We start from the raw sequence: 16,926 nt of genomic DNA on the forward strand, positions 1-16,926 counted from the left end.
TAGCGTGATTAGCGTTTTCGACATGTTTAAGATCGGCATCGGCCCGTCCAGCTCTCATACGGTTGGCCCAATGAAAGCCGGCAAACAGTTTGTCGACGATCTGGTAAACGAAGGCCTGATGCCTTCAGTCACGCGTGTTGCCGTTGATGTTTACGGCTCACTCTCATTGACCGGTAAAGGTCACCATACCGACATTGCCATCATCCTCGGCCTGGCGGGCAATGTGCCAGCGACGGTCGATATCGACAGCATTCCCGGTTTTATTCGTGACGTTGAACAGCGTCAACGCCTGATGCTGGCAAGCGGCCTGCATGAAGTCGATTTCCCGCGTGACGGCGGCATGGTATTCCGCAGTGATAGCCTGCCTCTGCACGAGAACGGTATGCAGATCCATGCCTTCGCCGGAGACCAGCAGGTTTACAGCAAGACCTATTATTCCCTCGGCGGTGGTTTTATCGTTGATGAAGAGCACTTCGGTAAAGCCGACAGCAGCGAGGTCAGCGTGCCTTATCCGTTCCATTCGGCCAGTGAAATGCTCGAACATTGCCACACCACCGGTCTTTCTCTGTCTGGCCTGATCATGCAGAACGAACTGGCGCTGCACAGCAAGCAGGAGATCGAAAGCTACTTTGCCAACGTCTGGCAAACCATGCGTGCCTGTATCGATCGTGGTTTGAATACCGAAGGAGTGCTGCCAGGGCCACTGCGCGTGCCGCGTCGTGCTTCGGCATTGCGCCGTATGCTGGTCTCTTCAGACAAACTGTCCAACGATCCGATGAACGTGATCGATTGGGTGAATATGTTTGCGCTGGCGGTCAACGAGGAAAATGCCGCTGGTGGCCGAGTGGTCACGGCGCCTACCAACGGTGCCTGTGGTATCGTGCCCGCCGTGCTGGCCTACTATGATCACTTTATCGAATCCGTCAGCCCGGACATTTACATCCGCTATTTTATGTCCACCGGCGCCATCGGGACGCTGTATAAAATGAATGCTTCTATCTCTGGTGCCGAAGTGGGTTGCCAAGGGGAAGTCGGCGTTGCCTGTTCCATGGCTGCCGCGGGCCTGGCCGAACTGTTGGGCGGCAGCCCGGAACAGGTATGCATCGCCGCAGAGATCGGCATGGAGCATAACCTGGGCCTGACCTGCGATCCTGTTGCTGGCCAAGTTCAGGTGCCGTGCATTGAGCGCAATGCCATCGCTGCCGTGAAAGCCATCAACTCGGCACGCATGGCGCTGCGCCGCACCAGTGAGCCCCGCGTTTCACTGGATAAAGTGATCGAAACCATGTACGAAACCGGCAAAGACATGAACGCTAAATACCGTGAAACCTCTCGTGGCGGCTTGGCAATCAAAGTCCAGTGTGATTAATTCAACTACCCGCCTACCTGGTCTAATGCTTGTCAGTTAAGGCTAACCCGTTCCCTCTCCCACAGGGAGAGGGAGGCCACACCTTTAGCACCTGCTGCATAATTATGCAGCTTTGCGCTTAACTGACCGGCATTACGCCTTCCCGGCAGGGTTTTCTTGGTGGCTGTTCAACCCTTTTCTGCCTTCTATTCCCCCTCGCTTAACCCATGTGTTGCAAATATGTGAAGTTATTTGTTGAGCTATCATTAAGTTTCTACGGCAACAGACTAGAATTACCTCTTATTACAGTGTTAAGGCGTAGAGTGGCACTGAACAAGGATTTACCCGATGTTGATGACCCAGCTTGCCGCATCGAAATACCGCTATTACCGTTGGCTGCTCGCCTGTGCGGTTGGGTTGGTTATTTTTTTGATTTCAATGTATATCCGTTATTATCAGGAAATTCGCATCACTGAGCAGAACCGACAGGTTTTAACCACTCAAATCATCACCAAACTGAATAGGTTACTGCTACCGGCACAACAGCAGGCCGAACGCACCATGCCGCTGGTTGGGCAACCCTGTGAGCCGATAATGCCGACGCTGCGTTTTCGGGCAGCTCAGAATCAGGCCCTGCGCTCGCTGCTTCTGGTTCAGAACGGTGATATTTATTGTTCAAGCCTGTTTGGCCCACGTAATTATGTGTTTTCGATTATCTTCCCTGAGATGAATAATGACGGTGTGCAACTGGCCCTGCGCCCTTCCCTGGCGGTCGCCAAAGGCGTGCCGACGCTGGTGATGTGGACGCCGCTGGACAACAGCGCTACCAACGGCGTGCTGCACGTATTCAATATTGAACTGCTGGCCAATTTCCTGCTTGAACCACAGGAGCCTTACGCTCACCGGGTAGTACTTAACGTTGGCAACCACAGCCTGATGTACGGCCAGCGCGAAATTCTTCTCGGTAGTACGCAGGCTGAAGGTCTGCAATATACGGCGAAATCAGATAAGTACCCGCTCTCTATTTCACTGTTTGGTCCTAGCGCCAGCATGCTGGCGCTGGCCGCCTTGCCACGCCATATCCCACTCGCCTTAATGCTCAGCCTGCTGGTCGCTTATGTGGTGTATCTGGTGACCGCCAACCGCATGAGCCTGTCTTACTACATCGGCCACGCCATTACTCATCGTGAATTCCGCGTCTACTGCCAGCCGATCATCAAGAGCGACAATGGCCGCTGCATCGGTGTCGAAACGCTGTTGCGCTGGAAGAATAAACGTCAGGGCTGGATTTCACCGGATGTGTTTATTCCCTTGGCCGAGCAACACGATCTGATCATCGTGCTCACCCGCTATCTGATGACCACCGTGGTGGAAAACCTGAGTCTATTCCCGCAGCGCCCCTCGTTTTATATCAGCATCAACGTCGCCGCCGAACACTTCAATACCGTCAGTATTATTGACGATATTCGTCGCATCTGGTTACCGGCCAACCCGATGCCCTCAATGATGCTGGAATTGACCGAGCGCACGGCGCTGTCGGAAATTCAGCATGAACAGATTAAGTCGCTCAAAGAGATGGGCATCATGCTGGCGATCGACGATTTCGGCACCGGTCACAGTTCACTGAGCTATCTGAAGAATTTGAGCCCGGACGTGCTGAAGATCGATCAAAGCTTTACCGCCGCTATCGGGACCGACGCGGTGAACGCCACCGTTACCGACACTATTATCACGCTGGCACAACGCCTGAAGATCAAGATGGTAGCTGAAGGGGTAGAAACCGAGGAACAGGCCGACTATCTGCGCTCCCGTAACGTCAATGCGTTGCAGGGGTACTACTTTGCCAAACCAATGCCAATCAAGGTGTTTCCGGTGTGGTTACAGCAATATGAAATCCGGCAGCAGGAAATGCGCCATAAACGGCCGGAGGAGAACCCTCCGGCCTGAATCATTATTAATGTTGTTCGTAGTCTGGCTTCACCTTGGTAATACCCACCAGCTCAATACGGTAGTCAGATACCTCAAGGATTTCGAAACGCAACGCGTTCAGTTCCACCACCTCCCCAACTTCCGGCATCTGGCCGTAATGAGAGAGCAGGAAACCCGCCAACGAAGCATAATCCTCCGTCGGGCTGACCAGATCGTCGCAGTCCAACGCTTGTTCCAACGAGTGTAAATCCGCTCCGCCTTTCACCAGCAAGCGATCGCCTTCCGCAATAATATCCGGCGTTTCGTCCTCGTCCGGGAACTCTCCGGCGATCGCTTCCAGCACGTCCAACGGTGTAATCAGCCCTTGCACCACGCCGAACTCATTGGTCACTACCACCAGGCGGCCTTTGGCCCGGCGTAATACCGCCAACAACTTAAGCACGTCCATGGTTTCCGGCACCACCATCGGCGGCGTGCGGGCGGCAAACTCAGCGATGTCCACGCCCCGATCCAGTGCAACCAGCAAATCTTTGGCACGCACTACGCCAACGATCTCATCCAGTTCGTCACGGCACACTGGGAACAGGCTATGTGGGGTATCCAGCAGTTGCTCGCGCACTTCTTCACGGGAACGTTCACAGTCCACCCAGGAGATTTCGGTACGCGGTGTCATCACGCTGCGCAAGGTGCGAGAAGCCAGCGTCAGTACGCCGCTGATCATATAGCGCTCTTCTTCCGCAAAGGTCTGATTCACTTCACGCGTTGCCGCTTCGTCCGGTTGCTCTTGCCCCCGTTCCTGCCCCATCAGGCGCATAATGGCTTGCGCCGTGCGTTCGCGCATCGGGCGACGCGCCTCATGCTTGATGAAGTTACGACGTGCAATCTGGTTAAACAGCTCGATCAGGATCGAGAAGCCAATCGCGGCGTACAGATAGCCTTTCGGAATATGTAGACCGAAACCTTCAGCAATCAGGCTCAGGCCAATCATCAACAGGAAGCTCAGACAGAGCACCACGATGGTCGGGTGGGCGTTCACGAAGCTCGTTAGCGGTTTTGACGCCAGCAACATCACCGCCATGGCAATCACTACCGCCGCCATCATGATCGGCAGATCGTTCACCATCCCCACGGCGGTGATCACCGCATCAAGGGAGAACACGGCATCGAGGATAACGATCTGTACCACCACCACCCAGAACTTGGCGTAACCGCGGTTAAGCCCGCCCTGGTGGCCTTGCCCTTCCAGCCGTTCATGCAGCTCCATAGTGGCCTTGAACAGCAGGAAGACACCACCAAACAGCAGGATCAGATCACGACCGGAGAAACTGAGTTCTGCCACGCTGAAAAGCGGCGTGGTCAACGTCACCATCCACGAAATCACCGACAATAGGCCAAGGCGCATCACCAGCGCCAATGACAGGCCAAGAATACGGGCTTTATCCCGCTGTTTGGGCGGCAGTTTGTCGGCCAGAATGGCAATAAACACTAGGTTGTCGATACCCAGTACAATTTCCAGCACCACTAAGGTCAATAACCCAGCCCAAATAGAGGGGTCCATTAATATTTCCATATCAGACTCCAGAAGAAAGACAGGTTTGCCGAGCGGCGCTCAAGCGTGACAAAGCATACGCAGAGGCTGCGCAAGCAAGGATCATGGTGGAATAGAATTGCAGAACCGGGAAAAAGCCGACGGGCCGTGTGACATCTATAACGCCAGCAGGTGGCGGGTGTAGCGTTGAAAAACAGTAACTTCGGTGACAGTCCATAGGGAGGGCTGAGGCCCTTCACTCCTTAGTAATAAAACAAGCAGGCACTTTAGCAGGAAATTTTTCTGCGGAAAAGTAGCTTCTGAGCTTGATGACAAAGTGGTATTAAGCCCGAGATACCCGGGCCTAGCGCACCGAGGGGCGCTCCGGCGGCTTACGCCGCTACGACCCCTTCGGCACGCTCTCCCTAATATCTGGCTTTGTCAGCTGTCTGTTCTTTTACTTTGCGCCTCGTTTTGTAACATCTCTGCTGTTTAATCCCTCAAACCCACATCCGTGATAATTCGATCGGCCAATAACAGAGCGATATCACAAAATTTATTTTTTCACTCACTAAAATAAATTAACACTAATGTGAATTAACGCGCACAGGTTGATGAAACTGCGCGGGAAATGTGTAGTAAGCCCCCCTTTTTTACCATGATGTATCTGCACCACGGAAATCTACTGCCAGGATGGTAACGAGAAAGGCACGGTCTGTGCCTTAAGTTCAACGAGGAGGTAGCGAGTGGCAATAGCTATTATCATCGGCACACACGGGACCGCAGCAGAACAATTGCTGAAAACCACAGAAATGCTATTGGGCGATCAGGATAACGTTGCTTATATAGATTTTGTCCCCGGTGAAAACGCCGAAACGCTAATCGAAAAGTACCATGGGAAAATCAGCGAGCTCGACACCAGCGATGGCGTCCTGTTTCTGGTCGATACCTGGGGCGGCAGCCCGTTTAATGCGGCCAGCCGTATTGCTGTTGATAAACAACACTATGAGGTGATCACCGGGGTTAATATTCCGATGCTGGTGGAAACCTTTATGGCGCGTGATGATCACCCCAGCTTCGACGACCTGGTCGCGCTGGCCCTGGAAACCGGCCGTGAAGGCGTAAAGGCGCTGAAGAAACCGGTCACAGAGAGCCTGAAGCCCGCAGTTCCCCCGCCGATAAAAACCGCCGCTCCACAAGCTCCTCTCGGCCCTGGCGATCGCATGAAAATTGGCTTGGCACGCATTGATGACCGTTTGATTCACGGCCAGGTAGCTACCCGTTGGACCAAGGAAACCAACGTCAGCCGTATCATCGTGGTCAGTGATGAAGTGGCCGCCGATCACGTGCGGAAAACCCTGCTGACCCAGGTGGCGCCGCCAGGCGTTACCGCGCACGTGGTCGACGTGGCAAAAGCCATTCGCGTCTGGAACAACCCAAAATATGCCGGTGACCGCGTGATGTTGCTGTTCACCAACCCCACCGATGTCTGGCGTTTGGTGGAAGGTGGCGTGGAGATTAAGTCGGTCAATATCGGTGGCATGGCGTTCCGTCAGGGTAAGACCCAGGTGAATAACGCGGTGTCCGTCGATAAACAAGACATCGAGGCGTTTAATAAATTAAACCAGCACGGCATTGAACTGGAAGTGCGTAAGGTTTCGTCCGACAGCCAGTTAAAAATGATGGATCTGATTAGCAAACTCAATTAATGGCCTGCGCCGTTGATTATTTTATTCAAAGTTTTTTAGTCATAGGAGAAGTGCAATGGAGATTACCACTCTTCAGATTGTGCTGGTATTTATCGTTGCCTGTATTGCCGGGATGGGTTCCATTCTGGATGAATTCCAATTCCACCGTCCATTAATCGCCTGTACGTTGATTGGCATGGTTCTCGGTGACATAAAAACCGGCATCATCATCGGCGGTACGCTGGAGATGATTGCGCTAGGCTGGATGAATATCGGTGCCGCAGTAGCACCCGATGCGGCGTTGGCATCCATCATTTCCACCATTCTGGTTATTGCCGGTGGGCAAAACATCGGGGCCGGTATCGCACTGGCTATTCCTTTGGCGGCGGCGGGCCAGGTACTGACTATTATTGTCCGTACGGTGACCGTGGCCTTCCAGCACGCCGCTGACAAAGCGGCAGAACGCGGCAGCCTGCGCGCCATCACCTGGATCCACATCTCTGCCCTGCTGTTACAGGCCATGCGTATCGCCATTCCGGCGGTGATCGTGGCGATCTCGGTCGGCACCGCTGGCGTTCACGCATTGCTTAACTCGATCCCGGAAGTGGTCACCAGCGGCTTGAACATCGCCGGTGGCATGATCGTGGTGGTCGGTTACGCCATGGTCATCAACATGATGCGTGCCGGTTACCTGATGCCATTCTTCTACCTGGGCTTTGTGACCGCAGCTTTCACCGATTTTAACCTGGTTGCGCTCGGCGTGATTGGCGTGGTGATGGCCGTGCTCTATATCCAGCTCAGCCCGAAATACAACAAGTCTCAGGTGGTTCAGGCCGGCCCGGCCAATGCCAACGACCTTGATAACGAACTGGACTAGGAATAGGTGAAAGAAATGGTTGATACAACAACACAAAAGAAACTGACACCTGCCGATATTCGTGGCGTATTCATCCGCTCGAACCTGTTTCAGGGGTCATGGAACTTTGAACGTATGCAGGCGCTGGGTTTCTGCTTCTCGATGGTGCCGGTGATCCGTCGCCTGTACCCGGAAAACAACGATGATCGCAAGCAGGCGATCAAACGCCACCTCGAGTTCTTCAACACCCAACCGTTCGTCGCCGCACCGGTGCTCGGCGTGACCATGGCAATGGAGGAGCAGCGTGCCAATGGAGCCCCGATTGACGATGCGGCGATTAACGGCATCAAGGTGGGCCTGATGGGGCCGCTGGCGGGCGTGGGCGACCCGATTTTCTGGGGTACCGTGCGCCCGGTATTTGCTGCACTGGGGGCGGGGATCGCTATGAGCGGCAGCCTGCTCGGCCCGATTCTGTTCTTCGTGCTGTTTAACCTGGTGCGCCTGCTGACCCGTTATTACGGTGTGGCCTACGGCTATCGCAAAGGGGTCGATATCGTTAACGATATGGGCGGTGGTTTCCTGCAAAAATTGACGGAAGGAGCGTCCATTCTCGGCCTGTTTGTCATGGGGGCCTTGGTTAACAAATGGACGCACGTGAATATTCCGCTGGTGGTGTCGAAGATCACTGACCAGACCGGGCAAACCAAGATCACCACGGTGCAAACCATCCTCGATCAGTTGATGCCGGGGCTGGTGCCACTGTTGTTGACCTTTGGCTGTATGTGGCTGCTGCGCAAGAAGGTTAATGCGCTGTGGATCATCATCGGCTTCTTCGCCATCGGTATTTTCGGCTATTGGATCGGTCTGCTAGGGCTATAATCGCGTTAACAAGTGAGGATAAAAATCTAAAGGCTAACCAGTCCCCTCTCCTTCGGGGAGAGGGTTAGGGTGAGGGGAAGATCACTGTACTACAAGCCCCTCACCCCGGCCCTCTCCCACAGGGAGAGGGGGCGTTATCTTTGGCATTATGCCGCATGGTTATGCCACTGTTCGCTTAACTGACCGGCATTAGAGGCAAAACCCCCGGTTTTTTATTTATGGAGTTGTGAGATGTCGCTGACCGACGGTGTGTTACTGATTTTTATTGTGCTGATGCTGCTGTATGCGCTGTACGACGAGTTCGGCATGAACCTGCTGAAAGGCAAAACCCTGCTCAAAGTGCAGTTAAAACGCAATAACCGGCTTGACTGCCTGATTTTTGTCGGCCTGCTTGCCATCCTGATTTACCGCAACCTCACCACGCAAGGCGCGCTCTTAACCACTTATCTGCTTATTTCTCTGGCGTTAATTGCCGTCTATATTTCCTATATTCGCTGGCCTAAGCTGTTGTTTAAAGCGCAAGGTTTCTTTTATGCCAACACTTTTCTTGAATACTCCCGCATCAGAGCAATGAATTTATCCGAAGATGGTATTCTGGTTATCGATTTAGAGCAGCGCAGATTATTGATCCAGGTCACACAATTAGATGATCTGGAGAGAATTTATCATTTTCTTGTTGATAATCAGTAACAAAAGAGTTTTTCTGTTTTTTATCAATTTAACCGTACGCGCATCACCGGATAATTTATCAGCAATGTTTCTGGTGCGCTGTTTATTATTCCCGCATATTTTGATGCAGCTATCACCGTTATTTGTTCCTTTCCGCCTTAAGTGAAAATAATTCTCAATTCCATCAAATTACCTCATCAATTTAAAGGTTGTCCCCGCTAAAAATATTATGGTAAGGTTGCGCCGTCATTGGGGAGTAGCCGGTTTCTGGGTAGCAAATACCAGAAACGCCCGTATCAACATACTCGTTTCGCAACTCGAAACGTGGTACGGGTAGCCGAATAGGTTGGCGAGACCATAGACACGTAACTCCGTCGTATGGTTGGGGGTGGGTTACGTGTATATGGAGCCGCCCGGCCGAGGCTATTTTACATGAACCTGTCAGCAACTCTCATTCTTGCATTTGGTATGTCTATGGACGCATTTGCCGCATCAATCGGTAAAGGTGCTACCCTGCATAAACCACGTTTCCGCGAAGCTCTCCGCACCGGTCTGATCTTTGGCGTCGTTGAAGCCATTACGCCGTTGATCGGCTGGGCTATCGGGCTGTTCGCCAGCCAATACATCATGGAGTGGGACCACTGGGTAGCCTTCGGCCTGCTGTTTATTCTGGGCGCGCGTATGATCGTGGAAGGCGTAAAAAACCAGCCGCACGAAGAACAGAAAGTCAAACGTCATGGCTTCTGGGTATTAGTGGCTACCGCTATCGCCACCAGCCTGGATGCGATGGCCATCGGCGTCGGTCTGGCCTTCCTCCAGGTCAATATCATCCATACCGCCATGGCGATCGGTTGTGCCACCATGATTATGGCCACGCTGGGGATGATGATTGGCCGCTATATCGGCCCTCTGCTGGGCAAACGTGCTGAAATTCTTGGCGGGGTGGTGCTGATTGGCATTGGGGTCAATATCCTGCTTGAGCACTTGGGCTATCTTGCCTAACATCTTCCTAAACAGAAAAACCTGCCTCGGCTGGTTTTTCTGTTTCTAGCGACAACAGCGATACAAGCGGATCGCAAAGTCTGTTTCACAGGCAAAAGCCGTGGTTTCTGCCAGCTGTTGCTGCACCTGTGGCGAAGCGCGCCAGGCAAACGGCGTCATCTGCAACAAATTGGCCGCCTGCGCACCGGGCAGCGTCATCGGATAGGCCAATGTCTCGATGATTTCACAGGTAAATCCCTCAAGTTGCTCGTCGTTTTCCGCATGCAACTGCACATCCTGATAAACCTGCTGCTTTAGCTGGTAAAGATGGCGCGGCCCAGGTGACACCGTCACAACCACCCCTCCTGGCTTCACCACCCGTGCTAATTCCTCGGCTTTACAGGGTGCATAAATGCGCAATACCGCGTCGAGTGAGGCGTCAGCAAACGGCAAACGATGGCTGGAAGCCACACAGAATGACACCGCTGGATAACGCTTGGCGGCAGAACGGATCGCCACCTTTGCCACATCCAGACCATGCACGGCCAATGCCCGTTTCTGCGATAAGCGCGCTGCCACCGCAGCGGTGTAATAACCTTCCCCACAGCCAATATCCAACAACGCTTGCGCCTCATCAGGCAATGCCGTATCTAACAGTTCCGCGATCCACTGTTGCAATGGTTGGTAATAACCACCGTCAAGAAACGCACGGCGTGCCTGCATCATCTCGGCGCTGTCACCAGGCTGCTTTGAGCGCTTATGCTGCACGGGCATTAAATTGACGTAACCTTCTTTGGCACGATCGAACTGATGATTATTTTCGCAACGCCATTGCTGGCTGGCATGATGCAGCGGTTGGTGGCACAGGGGGCACTGGTAGGACATGGCTTGGATTCCAGAGAGATACGGCGCGGCTAGTCTAAAGAAGGGCTCTGTGCGATGCAAGGCGGATACTCTCCGCTACCGCTAGCCAACGGCTAAAAAAGCTGGCTACACTGGAGCCTATCGTCCAGTTGCAGGAAAAAACGTTCTATGACCGACACCTCCCCGCTCCTCAGTGCCGTTCCCGGCATCAAGCATGGCTTTGGCACTAAAGGTGCCCTGCTACCGGAGCTGCTATTGCCCTATCGCGCCACGCTGCCAGAAAAGAAACAGGTACACGGCATACGTATTGTTGATATTCATCATCCAGCCCAAGCGTGCGGCGAAGCCGATGGTTTTTTTACCCGTGAACCGGGGATTCTGATCAGCGTGCTGACCGCAGATTGCCTGCCGGTGATTTTCAGCCGTCATGACGGCAGCGCTGTCGCTGCGGTGCACGCGGGCTGGCGCGGATTACTGGACGGCATTCTTGAGCAGATGGCACGGCATATCAACCGTGAGGACAGCACAGCAAACTGGGTAGCTTCCATTGGCCCCGCAGCGGGATCGTGCTGCTATGAGGTCAATGAGGAATTGGTAGCGCGCTTTCAGCAGGCTTTGCCTCTGCCGCCTGACTTGATCAGCCCACGGCATCGTCATCTGGATCTGGCGGCTATTGCCGAAAACCAGCTCCAAGCCCTAGGGTTTGCCGCGGTCGACCGCGCAGGCAGCTGCACCATTTGCACGCAGAACGGCGACCTACGGCTGCCACAACGCTTTAAATACACCAGTTATCGCCGTAACAGCCACCGCCGGGCGCAGGATCCCAGCCATCCGGGGATCAAAGGACGTAATCAGTATTCCGGCATTATCATCACTGGCTGAAGGCGAGCAAATCGCAGAAACGAAAAAACCCGCACAAAGGCGGGTTTTTTGTACAGCTGACGCTGATTAGATAGCAGTAACGTTTACTGCAGATGGGCCTTTCTGGCCATCTTGGATTTCGAACTCAACATTCTGGCCTTCAGCCAGGGTTTTGAAGCCGTTACCCTGGATTGCAGAGAAGTGTACGAACACATCTTTGCTGCCGTCAGCTGGGGTGATGAAACCGAAACCTTTAGACTCGTTGAACCACTTAACTTGACCTTTGATCTTTGCCATCTTGAGTATTTCCTTTGGATTGTTTAAACCGCCCAGCGGCGTTACATAGACAAACTAGAGTCGTTACTGCTTGAGGCACTAAGATAAGGATCGGCAGAGAAGCGGTATTCAACGCTAACGTCTTTACTCAGAACTTCTTTACTGAAAATGCCACACATATACAGAACTGTACCTCGTTTTACCCAGATGCGTTATCACATACTCTGTAAACGATGGCAAGCCATTTTTAATCACTGATCGACCTGTCGCACATATTTGAAACGGTCGGCCGCACCAATAGCCTAAATACGGTAAAAGAGGTTGAAGCCTTGGCTATTTTCTGCTTTGTAAACGTGCTGGGCTGAACTCCGCGTGCTGCCTGAATTTTAACAATTCTTTCAAGCTGGCGACGAATGTTTTTGACAACATATAAGCGTCTGAGCACCGTAAAAGCATAAAAATTTTTGAATCTTTATGGAATTTTATATGCACGATTTGAATATCGATGAACGGGTGGCAAAACGGCGCATCGATCTGAATTTTTGCTGCCAAGCCTGCCACAGCAGGAAGAGATCGTCTCCTGGTGCTAGAAGTTATGGTCGTTATGCCTTTTTTGTGCGGCATAAAGTTGCGGTTTACTGCTGCATAAACATGCACCATCGGGAATTATGCACCAATAAAGAGCAGCTCGCTAAAATAGCCGTGGCCATCAGGCGGTAAATATTCGGAGTTAGCCTAGTCAAGGATCAATAAATAAAAAAAGTATTCTCTGATAACAAAATATTTATTTTCACCCATGATTAAGGAAATGGGTCAATGAATTTCGGCCCCACTTCTGGATTTGTTTTTTACCCATTTCAACCACTATCAGCCTCATTGACCACCTAAAAGCCCTCCCCCACCAAAGCCCGCACGGTGCGGAATACCAGGTAGCACTGAACGCACAGAGCTTTACTCCTGAGAAGTTTCATCAAGATCAATACGCGCACCAATTTTTAACGGATGAAACCGATGCTGCATAATTCCCTCAGCGTTTAATGCCAGACTTAATTGCTGCGGAGGCTCATCCAAAGACTCATCGGCCAATTCAAAAACCCCCCAGTGAATAGGAATAACCCGCGGGGAATTTAATTGCTGATAGAGCATGACCGACTGCTGCGGATCCATATGCTGCTCCTGCATGAACCATCTTGGTGCATAGGCACCGATCGGTAATGCAGCCATATCAAATGGCCCCAGGCGAGTGCCAATCTCGACCAATTTTTCAGAATAACCGCTGTCACCGGTAAAATAAAAACGCAGCGCAGGATGATGGATCACCCAACCACACCACAGCGAACGGTTACGATCCCAAGGGGTACGCATGCTCCAATGGCGCGCAGGCGTGGCATGAAACGTCATCTCATCCAGCGTCAGGCTTTCCCACCAGTCCAATTCGACCACCCGCTTGGCCGGATAATGGCTGAACCAGCGCTTGAGCCCCAGCGGCACCACGAAGGTGATCTCGCGGAAACGCTTGGTCAGTTCCCTAATGGTGCAGCGATCCAGATGATCGTAATGATTATGGGAGATCAACACCACATCCACTGCGGGCAGTTGCTGCACCGTCACCGGAGGGGGCGTTTTACGTTTTGGGCCATAAAAACTCAGCGGCGAGGCTCGGTTTGACAAAACCGGGTCGATCAGGACATAACGCCCACCCAGGCGCAGCAACAGCGAAGCATGGCCCAACCACCAAACGCTGTCCTGGTTGCCACTGAGATCGGCGGCTTGCCACCAGCTTGCGGTGAACTGCTCATAACCCGCCTGCGGTGGCTTGGGCAAGCCGAGCTTTTTACGCTCCTCCTGCCAGCGCCTCAGATCCCCCTGTTTGTGCAGCGTCGGTTCAGGGTTGCAGAATCCGTGCGGCGTATGATGGGCTTTGCTCGCATCATAATAACGATTGGTGATCTTCATTCCCTACCTCTCCCTGCCCCCAAGTAATACAAGATAGCTCGCCTGTGGCTTATGACCAGTATGATAAACATCTGGCTTTTTTGCCTATCCTATTGGCAGATAAATTGATTTAACGGGGCAAATATCAGAAGAGTGATGAGAAAAGCGTCAGCAAATCACCTCTTGCGTCTGCTGGCTCAGCAGAAAACAGATCATGGCGGCTCGCAGTGGGCTGCTGCTGCCCGCTTGCCATGCGCCGCGTTGGGTGGTGATACTGGCCTGCCATTGCGGATGATTATCCTGGCTGATGGCGTTGAGGCTAATGTTATTGGCGCAGATAATCGGCCAGGCATCCGCAGGGTTCTTGCAATAGTCTTTACCTTTGACACCACCGTAAGGGTACCATTTTTCCGGATTTTCCCCGGTGATTAGCGCAATACTGCGGTTTACTTCAGCGTCACTTTCTTCATACCATTTAATCATTGGCGATAACCCTCTTTCTTATAGTTAACGCTACATTACGATGCTGATACGACAGATTTATGACAACTGGCTACACGCTTAAGGATATTCCTCATCATGCTATCGGGCCTTAACCACCTGACGCTCGCCGTCAGCGATCTTGATCGCAGCTTTGCTTTTTATGTCGACATGCTGGGCTTTAGCCCTAAAGCCCGTTGGGCACAGGGAGCCTATCTGACGCTGGGTGAACTGTGGCTATGCCTGTCGCTGGATGGCGCTCGCGTAGAGCAAACTAGGCACGACTATACCCATTACGCTTTCAGCATCGCACCCGAGGATTTTGCCGCCTTTGCCGTGCGCTTACGTACACATGGGGTAGAAGAGTGGAAAAGTAACCGTAGCGAGGGAGAATCACTCTATTTTTTCGATCCCGATCGACACGCACTGGAAATCCACTGCGGCGATCTGGCCAGCCGTTTAGCGGCCTGTCGCGAGAAACCCTATGCGGGCATGGTGTTTTACTGAGGGTGGAATGGTGAGAAGGTGCGATTGATTCTTTACCTTCTCACAAAATCAGTCTTGAGCTTAACGCTCTGGGATAAACCCTTTGAAACCCAGCGCCGGGCCGAGATCGTCGTCATCGCTCGGTTCTTGCTCTCCGCGTGCGTTTTTCACCAGCGTTTTCAGCAACGCCGTTTGCTGGCGCTGTTGCTCGGCAATCTCCTGTAGCAGGCGAATCTGCTCATCGGCACGCACGCTGGCACGGTTCACCAGGAACCACACCCACAAGCCAAGCAACACGGATAAAATGACAACGGCAATGGAAATCAGGCCAGACGGCCCATAACCTAAATCGTACATGAACAACCCTATCTACTGCATAAACCGAGCCACTATCTTACCACTCCCGGTCAAGCCAAGTGCAGGTTTGCCAGAAATTGTTATTACGCCATGTTACGAGAAAAACCGCCGCCATGCGGCGGTTCACGGATTACTCGCGGTTAAATTTCATCTCAATCAGCGCGATCGCTTTTTCAATCGCCCGCTTGGTGATGGGATCGGCCCCGGCTGGATGGGTAGAAAAATCAATACTCTTCAGTTGGCTAGCCATCTTGTCCCGTACTTCCGTCGGCGCAATAACGTCGATCACGTCCAAGATCTGTTTGATAACCAGTTGGCAGGCAACCAGATCAGAAACCAGTTCCTGATCGTTGCTCAGCATGTCAGACATAATAACTTCCTTCTTGATTCAGACGCTGCATAGTACAACATGTCTATCACTCAATAAAACGCTCCAAGCGATGGCGCAACTGGCTATTTTCTTTGCGTAACTGCTCAATCTCCTCCAACAGCGTCAAGGCCACAGCGATACCGGGCCAGTCCAGCGCCAGTTCGTGCTGTAGGCGCTGGGCGCGATTGAACGCCGCAAGCGCACCATCGTCGAATAGCCAATCGGCCGCCTCAGGATCCCGCGGCTCAATGACCCCCAACCCCACCACCTCGCTCAATTCGGCTTCGGTCACTCCGGTATGCAGGCAGAACTCAGTCACGGTAAAGGTTATCTGTAACTTGGCCATTATGCTTTACTCCATGCTGTACGGGGATCGAAGGCGGCATTAGCCTCAGCCAACTGTTGCCAGAGTGCTGCCTGCTTCTCATCCGGTTTAGACGGCATAACAATCTTGATCACCGCATACAAATTGCCGGTCTCTTTCTTGCTGACCAGACCTTTGCCCTTAATTCGCAGCCGCTGGCCGGCCTGGCTGCCCGCAGGAATGGTGAGCAGAATGTTATCTGACAAGGTGGGCAACGAGACTTTTGCTCCTAGCGCAGCCTCCCAAGGTGCCAGCGGAACCATAATCTCCAGATCGTGTCCGATCACTTCAAACAGCGGATGTGGAGCAAGCTTAATGATCAGATACAGATCACCATTCGCACCGCCATCAGTACCAGGAACCCCTTGGCCCTTAACGCGGATGCGTTCGCCATCGGCTACTCCCGCAGGAATTTTTACGTTAAGGGTTTTGGGGATTTCTTTTTCGACCAGACCAAAAATGTTGTATACCGGCACCTTATAGCTCAGTGACCGGGTTTGTTCACTCAGAGTTTCCTCCAGGAACATCGCCACGCCGAGTTCCACATCCTGCCCTCGCGCCGCATGCCGCTGCTGCCGCCCCTGCGCGCCGCGACCAAACATCGACGTGAAGATGTCGGAGAAATCTTCAGCATTGCCACTCTCTGTACGGCGCGTCTGCCGACCAAAACCAGGATCGTTACGATGCTGAAGCAGTTGATCATATTCCGCACGTCGTTCGTTGTCTTTGAGCACTTCATAGGCTTCAGCAACATCTTTAAAACGGGCTTCCGCATCAGCTTCGGTGCTGACATCCGGATGGAATTTCCGTGCCAAGCGGCGGTAAGCGGTCTTGATTGCCTTAATGTCATCAGAGGGTTTAACCCCTAAAATGGCATAGTAATCCTTGATTTCCATAACCTTATGATCTCATTTTTATCGGTAACCGGTGAAAGTGGACACGCTGATTTTAACGGGTTGGCAACCTGGAACCGGCTGAATATGCCGATCAACCTCTCAGCAATCAGGCTCCCAAAGCGCACAGCCAAGCCAAGTATACTGCCAAAGCCAGAATGA

At 52.6% G+C, this 16,926-nt stretch carries 20 protein-coding genes and 1 riboswitch; of the genes, 10 read left to right on the forward strand and 10 right to left on the reverse strand.

Annotated features, from left to right (window positions below):
• The first annotated feature begins 4 nt into the window (after positions 1–4).
• Both sdaA and AC2A1E_RS04915 read left to right on the forward strand, forming a co-directional pair.
• The gene (gene sdaA / locus AC2A1E_RS04910; protein WP_484382823.1) at positions 5–1,369 is read left to right on the forward strand and encodes an L-serine ammonia-lyase; all 1,365 of its coding nucleotides are present in this window, start codon (positions 5–7) and stop codon (positions 1,367–1,369) included.
• 327 nt (positions 1,370–1,696) lie between these two features.
• Positions 1,697–3,295 carry an EAL domain-containing protein gene (locus AC2A1E_RS04915; RefSeq protein ID WP_484382824.1) on the forward strand — a complete coding sequence of 533 codons (1,599 nt, stop codon included), beginning with the start codon at positions 1,697–1,699 and terminating at the stop codon, positions 3,293–3,295.
• Between the two features lie 7 nt (positions 3,296–3,302).
• Here the strand turns inward: AC2A1E_RS04915 and AC2A1E_RS04920 are convergent, their stop codons facing one another.
• Entirely contained in the window at positions 3,303–4,847 is a 1,545-nt protein-coding gene (locus AC2A1E_RS04920; RefSeq protein ID WP_484382825.1) for a TerC family protein, read from the reverse strand.
• A 704-nt stretch (positions 4,848–5,551) separates the two neighbouring features.
• Between AC2A1E_RS04920 and manX the strand changes: the two genes are divergently transcribed.
• The 5 genes from manX to mntP all read left to right on the forward strand — a co-directional run bounded on the left by manX (position 5,552) and on the right by mntP (position 9,899).
• Positions 5,552–6,514: a PTS mannose transporter subunit IIAB gene (gene manX, locus AC2A1E_RS04925; RefSeq protein WP_484382826.1), complete on the forward strand. Its 963-nt coding sequence runs from the start codon at positions 5,552–5,554 to the stop codon at positions 6,512–6,514.
• A gap of 55 nt (positions 6,515–6,569) precedes the next feature.
• On the forward strand, positions 6,570–7,370 hold the full coding sequence (locus AC2A1E_RS04930) for a PTS mannose/fructose/sorbose transporter subunit IIC (RefSeq protein ID WP_484382827.1): 801 nt from the start codon (positions 6,570–6,572) through the stop codon (positions 7,368–7,370).
• Between the two features lie 15 nt (positions 7,371–7,385).
• Entirely contained in the window at positions 7,386–8,228 is an 843-nt protein-coding gene (locus AC2A1E_RS04935; protein WP_459402362.1) for a PTS mannose transporter subunit IID, read from the forward strand.
• 231 nt (positions 8,229–8,459) lie between these two features.
• On the forward strand, positions 8,460–8,918 hold the full coding sequence (locus AC2A1E_RS04940) for a DUF986 family protein (protein WP_484382828.1): 459 nt from the start codon (positions 8,460–8,462) through the stop codon (positions 8,916–8,918).
• 218 nt (positions 8,919–9,136) lie between these two features.
• Positions 9,137–9,317: riboswitch (yybP-ykoY riboswitch) on the forward strand.
• A gap of 12 nt (positions 9,318–9,329) precedes the next feature.
• Positions 9,330–9,899 (forward strand): manganese efflux pump MntP, encoded by a 570-nt coding sequence (gene mntP / locus AC2A1E_RS04945; protein ID WP_484382829.1) that lies wholly within the window; start codon positions 9,330–9,332, stop codon positions 9,897–9,899.
• A 45-nt stretch (positions 9,900–9,944) separates the two neighbouring features.
• On the opposite strand, the gene rlmA is transcribed toward mntP, so the two are convergent.
• The gene (rlmA, locus tag AC2A1E_RS04950) at positions 9,945–10,763 is read right to left on the reverse strand and encodes a 23S rRNA (guanine(745)-N(1))-methyltransferase (RefSeq protein WP_484382830.1); all 819 of its coding nucleotides are present in this window, start codon (positions 10,761–10,763) and stop codon (positions 9,945–9,947) included.
• Positions 10,764–10,910: 147 nt separating this feature from the next.
• Here rlmA and AC2A1E_RS04955 point away from each other — a divergent pair, with 147 nt between their 5' ends.
• Complete coding sequence (locus AC2A1E_RS04955; protein WP_484382831.1) at positions 10,911–11,624, forward strand: purine nucleoside phosphorylase YfiH/LACC1 family protein; 714 nt, start codon at positions 10,911–10,913, stop codon at positions 11,622–11,624.
• 66 nt (positions 11,625–11,690) lie between these two features.
• On the opposite strand, the gene cspE is transcribed toward AC2A1E_RS04955, so the two are convergent.
• A complete protein-coding gene (gene cspE / locus AC2A1E_RS04960) occupies positions 11,691–11,900 on the reverse strand; it encodes a transcription antiterminator/RNA stability regulator CspE (RefSeq protein WP_002221949.1) in 210 nt (69 codons plus the stop codon).
• Between the two features lie 41 nt (positions 11,901–11,941).
• Positions 11,942–12,058: a DUF2627 domain-containing protein gene (locus AC2A1E_RS04965; protein ID WP_002211058.1), complete on the reverse strand. Its 117-nt coding sequence runs from the start codon at positions 12,056–12,058 to the stop codon at positions 11,942–11,944.
• A 307-nt stretch (positions 12,059–12,365) separates the two neighbouring features.
• Between AC2A1E_RS04965 and AC2A1E_RS04970 the strand changes: the two genes are divergently transcribed.
• Positions 12,366–12,599, forward strand: coding sequence for a hypothetical protein (locus tag AC2A1E_RS04970; protein WP_484382832.1), 234 nt, complete (start codon positions 12,366–12,368; stop codon positions 12,597–12,599).
• A gap of 231 nt (positions 12,600–12,830) precedes the next feature.
• On the opposite strand, the gene AC2A1E_RS04975 is transcribed toward AC2A1E_RS04970, so the two are convergent.
• Together AC2A1E_RS04975 and AC2A1E_RS04980 are read right to left on the reverse strand one after the other, a co-directional pair.
• On the reverse strand, positions 12,831–13,835 hold the full coding sequence (locus tag AC2A1E_RS04975; RefSeq protein WP_484382833.1) for an MBL fold metallo-hydrolase: 1,005 nt from the start codon (positions 13,833–13,835) through the stop codon (positions 12,831–12,833).
• A 147-nt stretch (positions 13,836–13,982) separates the two neighbouring features.
• Positions 13,983–14,297, reverse strand: coding sequence for a phage protein NinX family protein (locus tag AC2A1E_RS04980; protein ID WP_484382834.1), 315 nt, complete (start codon positions 14,295–14,297; stop codon positions 13,983–13,985).
• A 96-nt stretch (positions 14,298–14,393) separates the two neighbouring features.
• Between AC2A1E_RS04980 and fos the strand changes: the two genes are divergently transcribed.
• On the forward strand, positions 14,394–14,801 hold the full coding sequence (fos, locus tag AC2A1E_RS04985; RefSeq protein ID WP_484382835.1) for a fosfomycin resistance glutathione transferase: 408 nt from the start codon (positions 14,394–14,396) through the stop codon (positions 14,799–14,801).
• Positions 14,802–14,861: 60 nt separating this feature from the next.
• On the opposite strand, the gene AC2A1E_RS04990 is transcribed toward fos, so the two are convergent.
• From AC2A1E_RS04990 to cbpA, 4 genes are all read right to left on the reverse strand, one after another.
• Positions 14,862–15,137 carry a YebO family protein gene (locus AC2A1E_RS04990; protein ID WP_459402354.1) on the reverse strand — a complete coding sequence of 92 codons (276 nt, stop codon included), beginning with the start codon at positions 15,135–15,137 and terminating at the stop codon, positions 14,862–14,864.
• Between the two features lie 130 nt (positions 15,138–15,267).
• Complete coding sequence (locus tag AC2A1E_RS04995) at positions 15,268–15,507, reverse strand: DUF2766 family protein (RefSeq protein WP_473187517.1); 240 nt, start codon at positions 15,505–15,507, stop codon at positions 15,268–15,270.
• 46 nt (positions 15,508–15,553) lie between these two features.
• Positions 15,554–15,853 (reverse strand): chaperone modulator CbpM, encoded by a 300-nt coding sequence (cbpM, locus tag AC2A1E_RS05000; protein ID WP_459402352.1) that lies wholly within the window; start codon positions 15,851–15,853, stop codon positions 15,554–15,556.
• On the reverse strand, positions 15,853–16,767 hold the full coding sequence (cbpA, locus tag AC2A1E_RS05005; protein WP_484382836.1) for a curved DNA-binding protein: 915 nt from the start codon (positions 16,765–16,767) through the stop codon (positions 15,853–15,855). Before cbpA ends, cbpM begins: the two co-directional genes overlap by 1 nt.
• Positions 16,768–16,926: the final 159 nt, after the last annotated feature.

This window comes from Serratia sp. HNCC26DJ206, assembly GCF_057180605.1.

Coding starts and splice junctions, on each gene's coding strand:
- AC2A1E_RS04915 (WP_484382824.1), top strand. CDS start 1,697: ATGTTGATGACCCAGCTTGCCGCATCGAAATACCGCTATTACCGTTGG.
- AC2A1E_RS04920 (WP_484382825.1), bottom strand. CDS start 4,847: ATGGAAATATTAATGGACCCCTCTATTTGGGCTGGGTTATTGACCTTA.
- AC2A1E_RS04930 (WP_484382827.1), top strand. CDS start 6,570: ATGGAGATTACCACTCTTCAGATTGTGCTGGTATTTATCGTTGCCTGT.
- AC2A1E_RS04935 (WP_459402362.1), top strand. CDS start 7,386: ATGGTTGATACAACAACACAAAAGAAACTGACACCTGCCGATATTCGT.
- AC2A1E_RS04940 (WP_484382828.1), top strand. CDS start 8,460: ATGTCGCTGACCGACGGTGTGTTACTGATTTTTATTGTGCTGATGCTG.
- mntP (WP_484382829.1), top strand. CDS start 9,330: ATGAACCTGTCAGCAACTCTCATTCTTGCATTTGGTATGTCTATGGAC.
- rlmA (WP_484382830.1), bottom strand. CDS start 10,763: ATGTCCTACCAGTGCCCCCTGTGCCACCAACCGCTGCATCATGCCAGC.
- AC2A1E_RS04955 (WP_484382831.1), top strand. CDS start 10,911: ATGACCGACACCTCCCCGCTCCTCAGTGCCGTTCCCGGCATCAAGCAT.
- cspE (WP_002221949.1), bottom strand. CDS start 11,900: ATGGCAAAGATCAAAGGTCAAGTTAAGTGGTTCAACGAGTCTAAAGGT.
- AC2A1E_RS04965 (WP_002211058.1), bottom strand. CDS start 12,058: ATGTGTGGCATTTTCAGTAAAGAAGTTCTGAGTAAAGACGTTAGCGTT.
- AC2A1E_RS04970 (WP_484382832.1), top strand. CDS start 12,366: ATGCACGATTTGAATATCGATGAACGGGTGGCAAAACGGCGCATCGAT.
- AC2A1E_RS04975 (WP_484382833.1), bottom strand. CDS start 13,835: ATGAAGATCACCAATCGTTATTATGATGCGAGCAAAGCCCATCATACG.
- AC2A1E_RS04980 (WP_484382834.1), bottom strand. CDS start 14,297: ATGATTAAATGGTATGAAGAAAGTGACGCTGAAGTAAACCGCAGTATT.
- fos (WP_484382835.1), top strand. CDS start 14,394: ATGCTATCGGGCCTTAACCACCTGACGCTCGCCGTCAGCGATCTTGAT.
- AC2A1E_RS04990 (WP_459402354.1), bottom strand. CDS start 15,137: ATGTACGATTTAGGTTATGGGCCGTCTGGCCTGATTTCCATTGCCGTT.
- AC2A1E_RS04995 (WP_473187517.1), bottom strand. CDS start 15,507: ATGTCTGACATGCTGAGCAACGATCAGGAACTGGTTTCTGATCTGGTT.
- cbpM (WP_459402352.1), bottom strand. CDS start 15,853: ATGGCCAAGTTACAGATAACCTTTACCGTGACTGAGTTCTGCCTGCAT.
- cbpA (WP_484382836.1), bottom strand. CDS start 16,767: ATGGAAATCAAGGATTACTATGCCATTTTAGGGGTTAAACCCTCTGAT.